General features: G+C 68.2%; 15 protein-coding genes. 5 read left to right on the top strand and 10 right to left on the bottom strand.

The window, feature by feature from the left end; all coding sequences use genetic code 11:
• Positions 1–44 precede the first annotated feature (44 nt).
• The 5 genes from BST12_RS03375 to BST12_RS03355 are packed head-to-tail and all read left to right on the top strand — an operon-like array spanning position 45 to position 4867.
• Entirely contained in the window at positions 45–602 is a 558-nt protein-coding gene (locus tag BST12_RS03375) for an alpha/beta hydrolase (RefSeq protein WP_083111594.1), read from the top strand.
• A gap of 54 nt (positions 603–656) precedes the next feature.
• Complete coding sequence (locus tag BST12_RS03370; protein ID WP_083111593.1) at positions 657–2006, top strand: glutamine synthetase family protein; 1350 nt, start codon at positions 657–659, stop codon at positions 2004–2006.
• The gene (locus tag BST12_RS03365; RefSeq protein ID WP_083111592.1) at positions 1960–2727 is read left to right on the top strand and encodes a gamma-glutamyl-gamma-aminobutyrate hydrolase family protein; all 768 of its coding nucleotides are present in this window, start codon (positions 1960–1962) and stop codon (positions 2725–2727) included. Before BST12_RS03370 ends, BST12_RS03365 begins: the two co-directional genes overlap by 47 nt.
• Complete coding sequence (locus BST12_RS03360; protein WP_083111591.1) at positions 2724–4094, top strand: aldehyde dehydrogenase family protein; 1371 nt, start codon at positions 2724–2726, stop codon at positions 4092–4094. Before BST12_RS03365 ends, BST12_RS03360 begins: the two co-directional genes overlap by 4 nt.
• Positions 4091–4867 (top strand): 3-oxoacyl-ACP reductase, encoded by a 777-nt coding sequence (locus BST12_RS03355; RefSeq protein WP_083111590.1) that lies wholly within the window; start codon positions 4091–4093, stop codon positions 4865–4867. The genes BST12_RS03360 and BST12_RS03355 overlap by 4 nt, the downstream gene beginning before the upstream one ends.
• A gap of 1 nt (position 4868) precedes the next feature.
• Here the strand turns inward: BST12_RS03355 and BST12_RS03350 are convergent, their stop codons facing one another.
• From BST12_RS03350 to BST12_RS03305, 10 genes are all read right to left on the bottom strand, one after another.
• The gene (locus BST12_RS03350) at positions 4869–6059 is read right to left on the bottom strand and encodes a PPE family protein (protein WP_083111700.1); all 1191 of its coding nucleotides are present in this window, start codon (positions 6057–6059) and stop codon (positions 4869–4871) included.
• Between the two features lie 373 nt (positions 6060–6432).
• Positions 6433–7551, bottom strand: a complete 1119-nt coding sequence (locus BST12_RS03345) for an alkaline phosphatase family protein (protein WP_083111589.1) — start codon at positions 7549–7551, stop codon at positions 6433–6435.
• Positions 7552–7572: 21 nt separating this feature from the next.
• Positions 7573–8355: a DUF6390 family protein gene (locus BST12_RS03340; protein ID WP_372510918.1), complete on the bottom strand. Its 783-nt coding sequence runs from the start codon at positions 8353–8355 to the stop codon at positions 7573–7575.
• Entirely contained in the window at positions 8318–9454 is a 1137-nt protein-coding gene (gene hypD / locus BST12_RS03335) for a hydrogenase formation protein HypD (RefSeq protein ID WP_083111588.1), read from the bottom strand. The genes BST12_RS03340 and hypD overlap by 38 nt, the downstream gene beginning before the upstream one ends.
• A gap of 9 nt (positions 9455–9463) precedes the next feature.
• A complete protein-coding gene (locus tag BST12_RS03330; protein WP_083111587.1) occupies positions 9464–9736 on the bottom strand; it encodes a HypC/HybG/HupF family hydrogenase formation chaperone in 273 nt (90 codons plus the stop codon).
• Between the two features lie 16 nt (positions 9737–9752).
• Entirely contained in the window at positions 9753–10859 is a 1107-nt protein-coding gene (gene hypE / locus BST12_RS03325; RefSeq protein WP_083111586.1) for a hydrogenase expression/formation protein HypE, read from the bottom strand.
• Positions 10856–11524 carry a D-sedoheptulose-7-phosphate isomerase gene (locus tag BST12_RS03320; RefSeq protein ID WP_083111585.1) on the bottom strand — a complete coding sequence of 223 codons (669 nt, stop codon included), beginning with the start codon at positions 11522–11524 and terminating at the stop codon, positions 10856–10858. The genes hypE and BST12_RS03320 overlap by 4 nt, the downstream gene beginning before the upstream one ends.
• Positions 11521–12234: a HypC/HybG/HupF family hydrogenase formation chaperone gene (locus BST12_RS03315; protein ID WP_083111584.1), complete on the bottom strand. Its 714-nt coding sequence runs from the start codon at positions 12232–12234 to the stop codon at positions 11521–11523. The genes BST12_RS03320 and BST12_RS03315 overlap by 4 nt, the downstream gene beginning before the upstream one ends.
• Positions 12235–12238: 4 nt before the next feature.
• Positions 12239–14575 carry a carbamoyltransferase HypF gene (gene hypF / locus BST12_RS03310; RefSeq protein WP_083111583.1) on the bottom strand — a complete coding sequence of 779 codons (2337 nt, stop codon included), beginning with the start codon at positions 14573–14575 and terminating at the stop codon, positions 12239–12241.
• On the bottom strand, positions 14572–14811 hold the full coding sequence (locus BST12_RS03305) for a HypC/HybG/HupF family hydrogenase formation chaperone (protein ID WP_083111582.1): 240 nt from the start codon (positions 14809–14811) through the stop codon (positions 14572–14574). The genes hypF and BST12_RS03305 overlap by 4 nt, the downstream gene beginning before the upstream one ends.
• Between the last annotated feature and the right edge of the window lies 1 nt (position 14812).

Raw genomic sequence — 14812 nt, 5'->3', positions numbered from 1 at the left:
TCGCTAACCCAAGCGATTACCGGTAGCTTGCGTAAGTGGCCTCGATGATGACCACACTCGACGGATTTCCCGTCCCGGTCGCGGTGACCGGGCCGGACAACGGTGTCGTCGTGGTCTTGCTCGCCGCCGATCAGCGCCCGCTCGCCGCGTACGACGCGGTCTGTGAGCGCCTGCACACCGCTTCGCTGCGCACCATCGTCATCGGCGCCGAGCCGCGGCTGACCCCCAAATCGGTGATCGGCATCCTCGACACGCTGCGCGTCGGGTGGGCGGTTTTGGTCGGCGACCGCGCCGGCGCCGAGCTGGCCTGGGAACTGGCGGCGACCAGGGTCGGCCGGTTCGTGGGCCTGGTGGCCATCGACCGCGGGCATCCGCGAGTGGCCGACATCGACGGCGTGGTACGCGACGCGCACTGCCCGCCGGTCGAGGTCAGCACGACCGTTCTGGTGAGCTCGCCGGCCGTGCGGGCGATCGCCCAGGACAGCCAGCGGTTCGTCTACGCCGAATACCGGGTGGTGGACCTGCCATCCGGACGGCGCAACGCGCAGGAGTCGACGGCCCAGCTCGCCACCGAGATCGTGTTGCGTACCAGCGCCTGGTAGCTTTCCGGCTTCTGGCCGCGCGGTTGACCGCTACCGGATGGTTGACTAGCAGGCATGACCGGTCCCGAATTGGAACAACTGGTCGCCGCCGGTGAGATCGACACCGTCATAGTGGCATTCACCGACATGCAGGGCCGGCTGGCCGGCAAGCGCATCTCGGGCCGGTTCTTCCTCGACGAAGTCGCCGCCCACGGCGTCGATTGCTGCAGTTATCTGCTGGCCGTCGACGTCGACATGAACACGGTGCCCGGCTATGCGATGTCGAGTTGGCAGAGCGGCTACGGCGACATGGTGATGACGCCGGACCTGACCACGCTGCGGCCGGTTCCGTGGCTGCCCGGCACCGCCCTGGTGATAGCCGATCTGGTGTGGGGCGACGGCAGCGCGGTCGCCGCATCGCCGCGCACTATCCTGCGCCGCCAGCTCGACCGGCTCGCGCAACGTGGACTGAGCGCCGACGTGGCCACCGAGCTCGAGTTCATCGTCTTCGACCAGCCCTACCGGCAGGCCTGGGCCAGCGGTTACCGCGGGCTGACGCCGGCCACCGACTACAACATCGACTACGCGATATCGGGCTCGTCACGAATGGAGCCGCTGCTGCGCGACATCCGGCTGGGTATGCAGGGCGCCGGACTGCGGCTCGAGGCCATCAAGGGCGAATGCAACCGGGGCCAGCAGGAGCTCGGGTTCCGTTACGACGAGGCGCTGGTCACTTGCGACAACCACGCCATCTACAAGAACGGCGCCAAGGAGATCGCCGACCAGCACGGCAAAAGCCTGACCTTCATGGCGAAATACGATGAGCGCGAAGGCAATAGCTGTCACATCCACCTCTCCCTGCGCCGCGAGGACGGTACACCGGTGTTCGCCGACGACAGCGGCCCGCACGGCATGTCGGCGACGTTCCGCAGCTTCGTCGCCGGAGTGCTGGCCACGTTGCACGAACTCACCCTGTGCTACGCACCGAACATCAACTCCTACAAGCGATTTGCCGACGGCAGCTTCGCCCCTACCGCGGTGGCGTGGGGTATTGACAACCGCACCTGCGCGCTGCGGGTGGTGGGCCACGGCCGCAGCATCCGGGTGGAATGCCGGGTGCCCGGCGGGGACGTCAACCAGTACCTGGCCGTGGCGGCGCTGATCGCGGGCGGGCTGTACGGTATCGAGCGGGGCCTGCAGCTATCCGAGCCTTACACCGGAAACGCCTACGAGGCCTCCGACGTCGAGCGGCTGCCAACCACGCTCGCCGACGCCGCAGCGGCGTTCGAAAGGTCGGAGTTGGCGGCCGAGGCGTTCGGCGACGACGTTGTCGCGCACTACCTGAACAACGCGCGCGTGGAGTTGGCGGCCTTCAACGCTGCGGTCACCGATTGGGAGAGGATGCGTGGTTTTGAACGGCTGTGAAGCACGCCGTCCGGTGGTGGGTCTTACGGCTTACCTGGAGCAGGTGCAGACCGGAATCTGGGACGTCCCCGCGTGCTATCTGCCCGCCGACTACTTCGAGGGCGTCAGCATGGCCGGCGGGATCGCGGTATTGCTGCCGCCACAGCCCGCGGATCCCGAGATCGTCGAATCGCTGTTGGACAGCCTGCACGCCCTGGTGATCACCGGTGGTTACGACGTCGACCCCGCTGCCTACGGCCAGCAACCGCACCCGGCCACCGACCCGCCCCGAACCGCCCGCGACGCTTGGGAATTCGCGTTGCTGAAGGCCGCGCTGGACCGCGGGCTGCCGGTGCTGGGCATCTGCCGCGGTGCGCAGGTACTCAACGTCGCGCTCGGCGGCACCCTGCATCAGCACCTGCCCGACGTGCTCGGCCACAGCGGCCATCGGGCCGGCAACGGGGTGTTCACCCGGTTACCGGTCCGCACCGTGCCCGGCACCCGGGTCGCCGCGCTGATCGGCGAGTCCGCCGACGTCCCGTGCTACCACCATCAAGCCATCGACAAGGTCGCCGACGGCCTGGTCGTCAGCGCCGGCGATATCGACGGCGTGGTCGAGGCGCTCGAACTGCCCGGGGACCGGTTTGCGCTTGCGGTGCAATGGCATCCGGAGAAGTCGCTGGACGACCTGCGGCTGTTCACCGCGCTGATCGACGCGGCGCGGTCGTACGCGGACCGATGAGCGCAGCGCAACTGATCAACCCCGCCACCGAACAGGTGCTGCGGACGGTCGAGCACGCCGATGCCGCCGCCGTCGACGACGCGGTGCGCCGGGCCCGGGCCGCCCAGCGGCGCTGGGCGCGGGTGTCGCCCGCCGAACGGGCCGCCGGCCTGCGGGCGTTCGCGGCCGCTGTCGATGCCCACCTCGACGAACTGGCCGCGCTGGAGGTGGCCAATTCCGGTCATCCGATCGCCTCGGCCGAGTGGGAGGCCGGCAACGTTCGCGACGTGTTGCAGTTCTATGCGGGCAGCCCGGAACGCTTGTCCGGCAAGCAGATTCCCGTGGCCGGTGGGCTGGACGTCACGTTCCACGAGCCGATGGGCGTGGTCGGGGTGATCACGCCGTGGAACTTCCCGATGGTGATCGCGACGTGGGGCATCGCGCCGGCTCTGGCCGCCGGCAACGCGGTGCTGGTCAAGCCCGCGGAATGGACACCACTGACCACGATGCGGCTGTGCGAGCTTGCGGTCGATGCCGGGCTGGACGAAGACCTGCTGCAGGTATTGCCGGGTAAGGGTTCGGTAGTGGGGGAGCGGTTGGTCACCCACCCGGATGTGCGCAAGATCGTCTTCACCGGCTCCACCGGCGTCGGCAAGCAGGTGATGGCCGCGGCGGCGGATCGCGTCAAACGCGTGACGCTGGAATTGGGCGGCAAGAGCGCCAACATCGTCTTCGCCGACTGTGACCTGGAACGCGCGGCGGCGACCGCACCGGCCGGGGTCTTCGACAATGCGGGCCAGGACTGTTGTGCGCGCAGCCGGATCCTGGTGCAGCGCAACGTGTATGACCGGTTCATGGAACTGCTGGAGCCAGCCGTCAAGAGCGTCGCCGTGGGCGATCCGGGATCGCGCGACACCGAGATGGGCCCACTGGTATCGGCGGCTCACCGGGACAGGGTGGCCTCCTATGTGCCAGACGGTGCGCCCGTCGCATTTCGGGGCAGCGCGCCGTCGGGTCCTGGATTCTGGTTCCCGCCGACGGTTCTCGCCCCGGAGCGGGCTGATCGCACCGTCACCGAGGAGATCTTCGGTCCTGTGGTCACGGTGCTCAGATTCGACGACGAGGCCGACGCCATCGCGCTGGCGAACGACACCGAATACGGTCTGTCCGGATCGATCTGGACCAACGACCTGTCGCGCGCACTACGGGTGTCGCGCGCGATCGAAGCGGGCAACCTGTCGGTGAATTCGCACTCCTCGGTGCGGTTCAACACGCCGTTCGGCGGCTTCAAGCAGTCGGGTTTGGGCCGTGAGCTGGGGCCCGATGCGCCGCTGCAGTTCACCGAAACCAAGAATGTGTTCATCGCAATCCAGGAGGAGGCGCAGTGACGGACCTGACCCGACGGCTGGCGGGCCGGGTGGCGGTCATCACCGGCGGCGGCAGCGGCATCGGCCTGGCGGCCGGTCGCCGGATGCGGGCCGAAGGGGCGAGGATCGTCGTCGGCGACATCGACGCACAGGCCGGCGCGGCGGCCGCGGACGAACTCTCCGGATTGTTTGTGCCGGTTGATGTTTCCGACGAAGCGGCGGTCAACGCGTTGTTCGACACAGCCGCGCAGACTTACGGTTCGGTCGACATCGCGTTCAACAACGCCGGCATTTCGCCGCCGGAGGACGACCTGATCGAGAACACCGAACTGCCGGCGTGGCAACGGGTTCAGGACATCAACCTGAAATCGGTGTACCTGTGCTGCCGCGCCGCGCTGCGGCACATGGTGCCAGCCGGCAAGGGCTCGATCATCAATACGGCATCGTTCGTTGCGGTGCTGGGTTCGGCGACATCGCAGATCTCCTACACCGCTTCCAAGGGCGGGGTGCTGGCCATGTCGCGCGAGCTGGGCGTGCAGTTCGCCCGGCAGGGCATCCGCGTCAACGCCCTGTGTCCCGGTCCGGTCAACACCCCACTGCTGCAGGAGCTTTTCGCCAAGGACCCCGAACGCGCCGCCCGCCGGCTGGTGCACGTGCCGCTGGGCCGATTCGCCGAACCGGACGAAATCGCCGCCGCGGTAGCATTTTTGGCCAGTGACGACGCGTCGTTCATCACCGCGTCGACCTTCTTGGTCGACGGCGGCATCAGCTCTGCCTACGTCACTCCGCTGTAGCTCATCCGGCGGCGGGCGGGTGGACCACCACGGTGGGCCGGAACCCGTAGCGGGGTGCCTCGCTGAAGCCACGTCCGGGCAGGCCACTGAGGGGCAGCCCGCCGAGCATGCTTGACGGCGCCTCGGTGACCGTGGTGGCCCCCGCGCCGGCGTTCGGCAGCGCCGACGCGACTGCTCCCAGCGGCGATGTCCCCGTCCAGGCGGACGGCACCGACAACGAACCGATCGAGGCGGCGTTGCCCACGCCGGCTGACATCGCCCCGCCGATCCCGCCCACCGACGCGCCGAGGTCGCTTGCGGCGCTGCCGGCGGCGGCCGCGGCCGCTTCGGCCGCCTCGCCCTGCATGCTCACCGCATCGGCCAGCGTGCCGAGGAAGTTACCCGGCGTGTAAAACCCGGAGGAAAGGATGTTGAACCCGACACTGCTCAGGGCGCCGCCCAATGGCGAGCCGTCGGAGCCGGTGAGGAAGTTGAGCAGCCCCGCCGGAGTGGACAGGTCAGCCCCGGTCATGCCGAACCAGTCCACCATCGCCGTCCCCTGCAGCCCTAATGCCCCAGCGGGCGACGCGAGCCCCTGCAGTGCGGTCGGAACCGCGGACGTGAACTGCGAAAGTGCATCTGGGATGCCGGAATTGGTGCTCAGCTGGGACAGGGCCGCGGCCTGGGCGCCGGTGGTGGGCGGCGGCGTACCGAACGGCGTCAACCGCGATGCCGCCGCCGAAGACGCTGCGTAGCCGTACATGGCGGCGGCATCCTGGGCCCACATCTCGCCATACTGCGCCTCGGTGGCCGCGATCGCCGGGGTGTTCTGCCCGAACAGGTTGGTGGCGACCAGCGACGCCAGCAGTGCCCGATTGGTAGCGATCACCGGTGGGGGCACGGTCATGGCGAATGCGGCCGCATAGGCCCCCGCGGCCGCCTTGGCCTGGCCCGCGGCCCGCAGCGCCTGCGCTGCGGTGGTCCGCAGCCACCCCACATACGGGGCGGCGGCGCCCGCCATGGCGGCCGAGGCGGGCCCCCGCCACGGCCCACTCGCCATGTCGGCGATTGCCAAACCGTAATCGCTTGCGGCCGAGGATAACTCGGCGGCCAGGCCATCCCAGGACAGCGCGGCGGCCAGTAGCGTGCCGGCGCCGGGGCCGGCATACATGCGGGCGGAGTTGACTTCTGGGGAAAGTGTTGCGTAGTCCATGGTGCGGTCCTTTCGGCTGACGCGGGCGAACGGCATGAGCGGGTGCCGCGACCGTGCCCGGGGCATGCGGGTATGACACACGACGTTCAGTCGTCGACGTGCGTGGAATTGGTTGTGGCGCAAGGAATCAGGCCAATATGTGGTCGAACCCGCAGCGGTGCGGTGGCGGCCGCGGCTGCACGCGGTCCAGCCGGCGGGCGCGGGCGGGACTGTGCACTTTTCGGCCAACCCAAGGACCGGCCACCGAACGTCCCCTCAATGTTCAGAAAAACTTCTTATAACGTCCACGTAACTACAGTGCTCACCCAGATGCAATCCATTTGCAGGAGCAAATTTGCGAATTTCTTCGCAGCCGCCCTTTCGCAGCCGGCCCTCAGCCCTGGAAGGTGATCAGGGGTATGGCCATCTCGGCCGCGGTGGACGCACCGTGAAAGCCGATGAGACGAGCGGTTTCCGGTGGCTCGTGGCCCGTGGCCAGTACCGCCGCGTCGCCGGTGCAGGTGACCACGACGTCGCCGATCCGGGGCAGATGCAGCGGGTTCATCGGCCCGAACATCCCGGTGGCCACCGCCTCCTCGCGAGTGTGGACGTCCGCCGCGCCGCCCAGCACTTCGCGCCAGGTGGCCAGCACATCGGCAACAGCGCCCGGTTGAGTGTGCAGGTAACGTACGCGCGGTTCGCCGGCGACGACGCGGACGCCCGCCGTTAGCCGCCGGTCGGCGTCGAGGTCGATGCGCGCGTTCGGCGGGACGTTGAGGCCGCCGTGGTCGGCTGTCACCACCAGCGCCGCACCGGCGGGCAGCGCTTCGACCAGGCGGGTCAGCAGCGTGTCGACGTAGGCCGCCGCGTCATGCCACTGAGTCGACCCGATCCCGAACACATGAGCCGCGGTGTCCAGTTCGGCGACATACCCGTAGACCAGCCCCGGAGCCGCGCGTAGTTCGTCGATCATCTGCTGGGCATAGTCGTCGTTGGCGTTCACCGGCCGAAAGTGGGCACCCCCATAGGCGGCTTCGGTCAGCCCGCTGCCGATGAACCACGCCGGCAGCACGGCGCGAGCCCCGACCCCGGCTTGCGTAAGCCGCTCGAACCATGTTGGCAATGGCTGCCATTGACGATGCGGCGGGTCGTCGCGCCAGCGTACGTGGCTGAGCACCCGGTCGGTGCCGGGGATGTTGACGGTGAACCCGAGGATGCCGTGCTCGCCGGGTGACGCGCCGGTTCCCAGCGACACCAGACTGGTCGGTGTCGTTGACGGGAAGGTACAGGCCAGTTGGGCCAGCCGGCCGACGCCACCGGTCAGGACCGAAGCCAGCAGCGGTGCATCGCCCGCCAATTCCGGTAGCAGATGCCAGCCCATGGCGTCGACGAGCAGGACCGCTACCCGGTCGACGCGGCCGAACTGCGGCACCAGGTCCAGGGTGTCGACCGCGCCGGGAACCCCGAGCAGGGCCGCCGCTGCGGGCAGTACGTCGCGGATCGAACCGGCCATGACGGCCAGTGTGGCACGAGACTACACGTGAGCGAGCCGCCGGCTGGTGACGCGCAGTTGCCGGTCGGTGCTCGCGGCCAGCGAGCGCAGCTGTCCCGGGTGCAGCCGGCCGCACAGCCGTCCCCAGTGCATTGCGACGTCGTCGCCGACGGCCACGTCGGGCACCGCGCTGTACCCGTCGGCCCACACGTCGACAACGCGGGTCGCGGGTTCGGACAGTGCGAGGACACCGCCATCCCAGACCAGCTTTCGGCAGGACACTTCGATGCTGTCGCCGTCGCGCGAAACCACTGTCCCCCAAGTGATCCGGCAATTGTCGAGCACGTGCAGCGGCTGTTCGTGGATGCCGCGGCTCAGGAAGCGCGTCCACGGATACACCCCGAAAACGTGGAAGCAATGGTTGGCGGCCGCCTCACCCGTCAGCTCGGCGGTTAGATGCGACCAATAGCTGCCGGCCTGCGGACCGATGATCGCCAGCAGTTCGTGCAAGAACGGCTCCGGATCGAGGGTGGCGCCCACACCGCCGCCCAGCCAATACGACTCCACCAGGCGGTAATCCAATGGGTCGGTGATACCGGTCAACGCCGAAAGCACCCGCAGATACGGCCAGGCGCCGGAGAACTTCGTCGCCGCGCGGCGAACCTCGTCGACCGAGCCGTCGCGCAACGTGGCACCCAGCGGCGGACCGCAAAAGCCAAGGGCGTTGGGCGCATAGGCGTAGCGGGCGAACATCTCGACACCGCGAGTGTCCGGGCCGGCCAACTCCTCACACCCGCCCGGATTGCCCCACGAGTTTGGCCGCATCACGGTGCATGCGGCCAAAGTTGTAGTAGGCCGCACACGCCCCCTCGGGGGACACCATGCAGGTCCCGATCGGCGTCTCCGGGGTGCATGCGGTGCCGAAAACCTTGCATTCCCAGGGCTTTAGCACGCCCTTGAGCACCTCACCGCACTGGCATGCCTTCGGGTCGGCGACCCGCACGCCGGGCATCGCGAACCGCAGTTCGGCGTCGAATTCCGCGAAGTCGTCGTGTAGCCGCAGCGCGCTGTGCGAGATGAATCCCAGCCCGCGCCATTCGAAGTGCGGGCGCAACGCGAATACCTTGCCCATCAGCGCCAGCGCCGCGGGGTTGCCGTGCTCGGGCACCACGCGCTTGTACTGGTTTTCCACCTCGCAGCGGCCCTCGCGGATCTGGCGCAACAGCATTGCCACCGAAGCCAGGATGTCCAGTGGCTCAAAACCGGATACCACCAACGGCTTTCGGTATACCTGCGGCACGAACCGGTAGGGCCGGTTGCCCACCACCGTCGACACGTGGCCGGGCCCGATGAACCCGGACAGCCGCAGGTCCGGGGATTCCAGGATGGCCTTGATCGGCGGCACGATCGTCACGTGATTGCAGAACACGCTGAAATTGGACAGCGCCAGGTCGCGTGCCCGTACCAGCGTCACCGCCGTCGAGGGCGCGGTGGTCTCGAAGCCGATGGCGAAGAACACCACCTTTTTGTCCGGGTTGTCCTGGGCGATCTTGAGCGCATCCAGCGGTGAGTACACGAACCGCACGTCGGCGCCGCGGGCCTTGGCGTCCAGCAGGCTGCCGTGCGAACCGGGTACCCGCATCATGTCGCCGAAGCAGGTGAAGATGACCCCGGGCTGCGCCGCCAGCCACATGGCGTCGTCGATGCGGCCCATCGGGATCACGCAGACCGGGCAGCCCGGGCCGTGCACCAGCTCGACGTTGTCGGGCAGCAGGTGTTCGATGCCGTGCCTATAGATGGTGTGCGTGTGGCCGCCGCACACTTCCATGAACTTGAAATGCTCGTCGTTGCCGGCGAGGTTCTCGATCGCAACCAATAGCTTGCGGGCCGCCGCCGGGTCACGGAATTCGTCGACGAATTTCATTGTCGCTCCTCACACAATCGCGGACGAATCGAAAGCTTCCATTTCGGTGGTGTACGCCTCGCCCAACTTCTTGACGGCGGCCAGGGTGAGCAGCGCCTCGGTCTCGTCGATCTTGGCCATCGCGAAGCCGACGTGGACCAGCACCCAGTCGTCGGGCTCGGGCATGTCGTCGTCCAGCAGCCGCACACTGATGGTGCGTTGCACACCGCTGACGTCGACCTTGGCCAAATAGTTTGCGGGATCGGTGATTTCAACAATCCGGCCGGGAATGCCCAGACACATCCGATGCTCCTTTCCCTCAGCAAATCCGGGGCAGTGGGTCGCCGACGAGCATGTCGACGATTCGGGTACCGCCGAATCCAGTACGCAGCACGACGCCTTGCGCGGGCTCGGTGACGATTTCGCCCACTTCGGCCGCATTGGCGCCCAGTGGATGCGACCGCAACGCGGCCAGGCCCGCTTCGGTCTCGTCGGGTGCGACGACGGCGACGAACTTGCCCTCGTTGGCGACGTACAGCGGATCGATGCCGAGTAGTTCGCACGCGCCATTCACCTTGGGCTGCAACGGGATTCGCTCCTCCTCTAGCAGCACCCCCAGTCCGCACGACTGCGCCAGCTCGTTGCACACCGTGCCCACGCCGCCCCGGGTGGCATCGCGCAGCCAGCGGGTGGACGGTGCGGCGGCCATGAGCAGTTCCACCAGCGGGCTCAGGCTGGCGGTGTCGGACTCGATGTCGGCCTCGATGGCAAGGTCGCCGCGGGCCAGCATCACGGCCATGCCGTGATCACCCATCGAACCCGACAACAGCACCTTGTCCCCGGTACGCACCGACTGCGCCGACAAGCGCCGTCCCAAGGGGATCACGCCGGTTCCGGTGGTGGTGATGAACAGGCCGTCGGCCGCACCTCTGGGCACCACCTTGGTGTCGCCGGTGACGATTGCGACGCCGGCGGTGGCGGCCGCGGCCGCCATATCGGCCACGATCTCCTTCAGTTCGGCGATCGGGAAGCCTTCTTCGAGCACGAACGCCGCCGAGATCCAGGACGGCACCGCACCGGCCATGGCCAGGTCGTTGCACGTTCCGTGCACGGCGAGTTCGCCCAGGCAGCCGCCGGGAAAACGCCTGGGCTGCACCACAAATGAATCGGTCGACATCGCGATTCGTTCCCCGCTGGGCAAGGTGAGCACCGCGGCGTCGCCGAGCGGCTCCAGCATCGGATTGGTGAACGCCTCCATGAACACCGCGTCGACCAGTGCCGCCGAGGCTTTTCCGCCGGCGCCGTGGGCCAGCGTGATGTGGTCGTCCAGCAACCGGGGACGGCGCCGGCGGAACGACTCGATCCGCTCGATCACCTCACCCTCGGCGAACCGCGGCCCCGAGGACAGGTATTCACCGGTGCTCATTGCGCCCCCACGCCTTGATCGCCCAGGCGTTCATGGACGGCCAGCCACAGCCGATAACCCAGCAGGGCTTGGGATTCCTGAATCCGGTGCACGCTTTGCGACCGAACCACGAAGCAGGCGTCCACATTAGGGTTGTCGGCAAAAGCGCCGCCGTCGTATCCGGCGAAGCCGACGGTGTACATATCCCGCTGGCGAGCCTCGGCCAGCGCGGCAAGCAAATTGGGGGAGTTGCCGCTTGTCGACATCGCGATCGCGATGTCACCGGCCGTCGCGCGGGCGATCAGCTGGCGGGCGAATACGAGGTCGAAACCCACGTCGTTGCCCAGTGCGGTGATGATCGCCTGATCGGTGGTCAGTGACCAGGCCGCCAGCGGCTGTCCCATCGGGGGCCGTGCGAACAGGCGCGCCAGCGTGGCCGAATCGGTACAACTGCCGCCGTTTCCAAAGGTGAACAGCCGGCCGCCTGCGGCGACGCGGCGCGCCATCTCGGTGGCGGCCCGGTCCAGCAGTCCGCTGTTGGCCTCCAGCGTGGCGCGCCGAAGCGCCAGGCTCTCGGCGGCTTTGGCCTGTGCCGACGCGGCCAGGTCGGCCAGTAGCGATCCCGCGTCGTCCTCCTGGGAGTCGATGAACGGATAGAGGAAGTTGGTCGGTTCGTCGGTAGTCACAGGTCCTCCTGATGGCGGCTGATCGCCGTGCCGGCGTGTACTAACACGAGGTCGCCAATGGCGACGGCGCCCACCAGCGTCGTCACCACGGTCTCGACGCCGCGGGCGGTGCGTACGGTGGCCGTCCCGTCGGCGCCGGCGCTGACCACCTCACCAAGCCGGCCTTCGTCGCTACAGGTCACGCAGACATCTTCGGCGCATTCCGGTTTGAGTAGGCCCGAGTGCTCGAAGCACACGTGCGTCAACTCCCACAGCAGGTGATAGAACAGCACGAAGCCGCCCGTGGCGGGCACCCGCGGATCGGGGTCGTCGAGCCAGAGTACGTGGTCTGCCATGCCGGCGGCAGGACGTTCACCGCTGCCGATCCAGATCGTGGTGGCACCCCAGGCGGGGGCGCGGCGCATAACCGAGCGCACTTCGGGCTGATCTGCACCCGAGACCGCAACCACGATGTCGTTGGGCCGCACCGACACCCGCACCAGGTCTACGAGGTCGGGGCCGGTCAGTGCCACCGCGGGCAGTGCCCGCTTACCCATGATCACCGGATGCACGAATTCGACGGCGATGTGCTGGGCATGCGGTTCCCACGACGGCGCGATGGACCACATGGTGGCGCCCGCGGCGAAGCGTTTGGCCAACGTCAACGCCGTGGTCGCCAGATAGGCCGTGAGATCTGCGGCCAGGCCACGGTCGATTGCGGTGGTCGTCATCGTCTCAGCCCCCTTCCAGCGCGGTCAGCATGCAGACAGCCGCCTGACCCAGCGCCAACCCGCCGTCGTTCGGCGGCACCAGGTGATGGGTCAGCACCTCAAAACCGGCCAGCTGCAATTGCTTTCGGCACAAACGCAGCAGTAGAACGTTCTGGAACACCCCGCCGGTCAACCCCACCAGCCGCACCTGACCGGCCACCAGTTCGACCGCGTCAGCGACAGCGACGGCCACCGCCTGATGAAAGCCTGCGGCCAGCGCCGCAGGTTGCGCTCCGGCGCGCAGCCCCGACACCAGTTCCCGCACTAACGGGCGCGGGTCGATCACCCCGTCCGCGCCCACCCCGAACCGCAGCGGAATGCCGGCCGAAGCCGTTTCGGCCAGCGCCTCGAGTTCGATGGCGGCCTGGCCCTCGTAGTCGATCCGGTGTCGCACCCCCAGCAGCGAGGACACGGCGTCGAAGAGCCGGCCCATGCTCGAACACGGCACACAGCCCGTGCCGCTCTCCAATTGCGAACGGGTGAACCGCAATTCCTCCGGCGCCGCGGCGGCGACCGGCGCCAGATCCGGCGCCCAGTCGACACCGGCCAGCCACAATTGAGACAGGGCCATTCGCCATGGGTTGCGCACCGCGGCGTCACCACCGGGCAACGGCACCGGCAGCAAGTGCCCGACCCGGGTGAACCGCTGGCTGTCGCAGCCGAGCGCGAGAATCTCACCGCCCCAGATCGTTTCGTCGCAGCCGTAGCCGGTGCCGTCGAATGCGACTCCGATGATCGGCTCGCCGAGGCGCCCGTGCTCGGCCAGCAGTGACACCACGTGGGCGTGGTGGTGCTGAATGAGATCCAGCGGCGCATCCTGGGTGTGGCGCTCGGCCCAGTTGCGGGTGTGGTAGCCCGGATGCAGGTCGGCGGCCATTCGCGATGGCTCGCCCCGTATTTCGCTGAGCTGGTCGACCGCACGCTCGAATGCGCGCAACGTCTCCCAGGTGGCCATGTCGCCGATGTGCCCGGACAGGTAGGCGCGCGAGCCGTCGGTGAGGCAGCAGGTGTTCTTCAATTCCGCACCCACCGCCAGTACGGCCGGGCCATTCCGCCCGAGATCGACCGGGAGGGGGGCATAGCCGCGAGAACGGCGGATCGGCAGTTCCCGTCCCTCGGTCACCCGCACCACCGAGTCGTCGCACGGCACGTGGATGGGCCGGTCGTGGTCGAGGACGGCATCGCGCAACCGTGGAAGTCGTTGCCGCGCGTCCTCTTCGGAGAAGCAGATCGGCTCGTCGGACCGGTTGGCACTGGTCAGCACCAATGCATCGGGGACGGGTGCGCGGGCGCCGGGCACCGGGGCGAGCAGCAGGTGATGGATGGGGGAGTAGGGCAGCATCAGCCCGAGCAGTGGGCTGCCCGGCGCAACGCCTGCGGCCACAGACGGATCCGGGCGCCGCCGCAGCAACACGATCGGCCGGGCCGGCCCCGACAGCACAGCGGCCTCGGTTTCGTCGATGTAGGCGTAGCGGCGGGCCACATCCAGGTCGCGGACCAGCATGGCAAAAGGTTTGGCCCCCCGCGCCTTTCTGGATCGCAGCGCGCCGACGGCAGCCTCGTCGTGAGTCAAGCAGGCCAGGTGGTAACCGCCGATTCCCTTGACGGCGACCACGGCACCCGCCGCCAGCGCCCGCTGGGCGGCTGCCAACGCGGCATCGGAACCGTCGACCCGTCCGGCGGGCGAACTGAACCATAGCGACGGCCCGCAGTCCGGGCAGGCTATCGGCTGCGCATGGAATCGGCGATCGGCCGGATCGTGGTATTCGCCCGCGCACCGTGGGCACATGGCGAATTCCGCCATGGTGGTGCCGGGGCGGTCATAGGGCAATGCCCGGATGATGGTGAACCGCGGCCCGCAATTGGTGCAGGTCACAAACGGGTGGCGGTAGCGCCGATCGAACGGGTCGAACAGTTCGGCGACGCACTCGTCGCACACCGCGACGTCAGGCGGGATCGGTGTCTTGGCTAACCGGGCACCCGAAACCGCCCGGCTGGCCACGATAGTGAACCGGGGGGCGCAGGCGGCCTCGGCAGCCACGTCGGTTACCGAGACAGCAGTGATGTGCGCCAGCGGCGGGGCCTCGGCCCGCAGCCGGCGGCCGAACTCGTGCACCCGCATCGCGTCGCCCTGTACCTCGAGAAAGACTGCGCCGGAATCGTTGCCGACGAAGCCGGCCAAACCCAGATCGGTGGCGATCCGGTGTACGAACGGGCGAAAACCAACCCCCTGCACGACACCGGTCACGGTGAAGCGTTGCCGGACGGCGCCGGACGGCAGTGTCAGGGGGCTGGTGGTCATGTATCGCCCCGGCCCATCAGCTGAAGCCCTGCCAGCGCCTGTTCGGCGCCGGCCCGGTCGGTCTTCTCCACCACGAATCCCATGTGGATGATCACCCAGTCGCCGGCGACGAACGTCTCGTCGGGCAACATGCCCACGTTGACCTTGCGCGGCTCGCCGGCCACGTCGACGAGTGCCAGTTGCCCGTGGTAACCGTCGAGCATCCCGATCACTTGACCAGGTATACCCAGACACATG

Origin of the sequence: Mycobacterium angelicum (assembly GCF_002086155.1) — a bacterium.
GTDB classification, from domain to species: domain Bacteria; phylum Actinomycetota; class Actinomycetes; order Mycobacteriales; family Mycobacteriaceae; genus Mycobacterium; species Mycobacterium angelicum.
This window is presented reverse-complemented; position numbering and strand designations above follow the sequence as displayed.

Excerpts from the sequence above, each read along its gene's own strand:
- BST12_RS03360 (WP_083111591.1), top strand. The coding sequence starts at position 2,724 with ATGAGCGCAGCGCAACTGATCAACCCCGCCACCGAACAGGTGCTGCGG.
- hypD (WP_083111588.1), bottom strand. The coding sequence starts at position 9,454 with ATGAAATTCGTCGACGAATTCCGTGACCCGGCGGCGGCCCGCAAGCTA.
- BST12_RS03350 (WP_083111700.1), bottom strand. The coding sequence starts at position 6,059 with ATGGACTACGCAACACTTTCCCCAGAAGTCAACTCCGCCCGCATGTAT.
- hypF (WP_083111583.1), bottom strand. The coding sequence starts at position 14,575 with ATGACCACCAGCCCCCTGACACTGCCGTCCGGCGCCGTCCGGCAACGC.
- BST12_RS03370 (WP_083111593.1), top strand. The coding sequence starts at position 657 with ATGACCGGTCCCGAATTGGAACAACTGGTCGCCGCCGGTGAGATCGAC.
- BST12_RS03315 (WP_083111584.1), bottom strand. The coding sequence starts at position 12,234 with ATGACGACCACCGCAATCGACCGTGGCCTGGCCGCAGATCTCACGGCC.
- BST12_RS03375 (WP_083111594.1), top strand. The coding sequence starts at position 45 with ATGATGACCACACTCGACGGATTTCCCGTCCCGGTCGCGGTGACCGGG.
- BST12_RS03330 (WP_083111587.1), bottom strand. The coding sequence starts at position 9,736 with ATGTGTCTGGGCATTCCCGGCCGGATTGTTGAAATCACCGATCCCGCA.
- BST12_RS03340 (WP_372510918.1), bottom strand. The coding sequence starts at position 8,355 with ATGCGGCCAAACTCGTGGGGCAATCCGGGCGGGTGTGAGGAGTTGGCC.
- hypE (WP_083111586.1), bottom strand. The coding sequence starts at position 10,859 with ATGAGCACCGGTGAATACCTGTCCTCGGGGCCGCGGTTCGCCGAGGGT.
- BST12_RS03345 (WP_083111589.1), bottom strand. The coding sequence starts at position 7,551 with ATGGCCGGTTCGATCCGCGACGTACTGCCCGCAGCGGCGGCCCTGCTC.
- BST12_RS03305 (WP_083111582.1), bottom strand. The coding sequence starts at position 14,811 with ATGTGTCTGGGTATACCTGGTCAAGTGATCGGGATGCTCGACGGTTAC.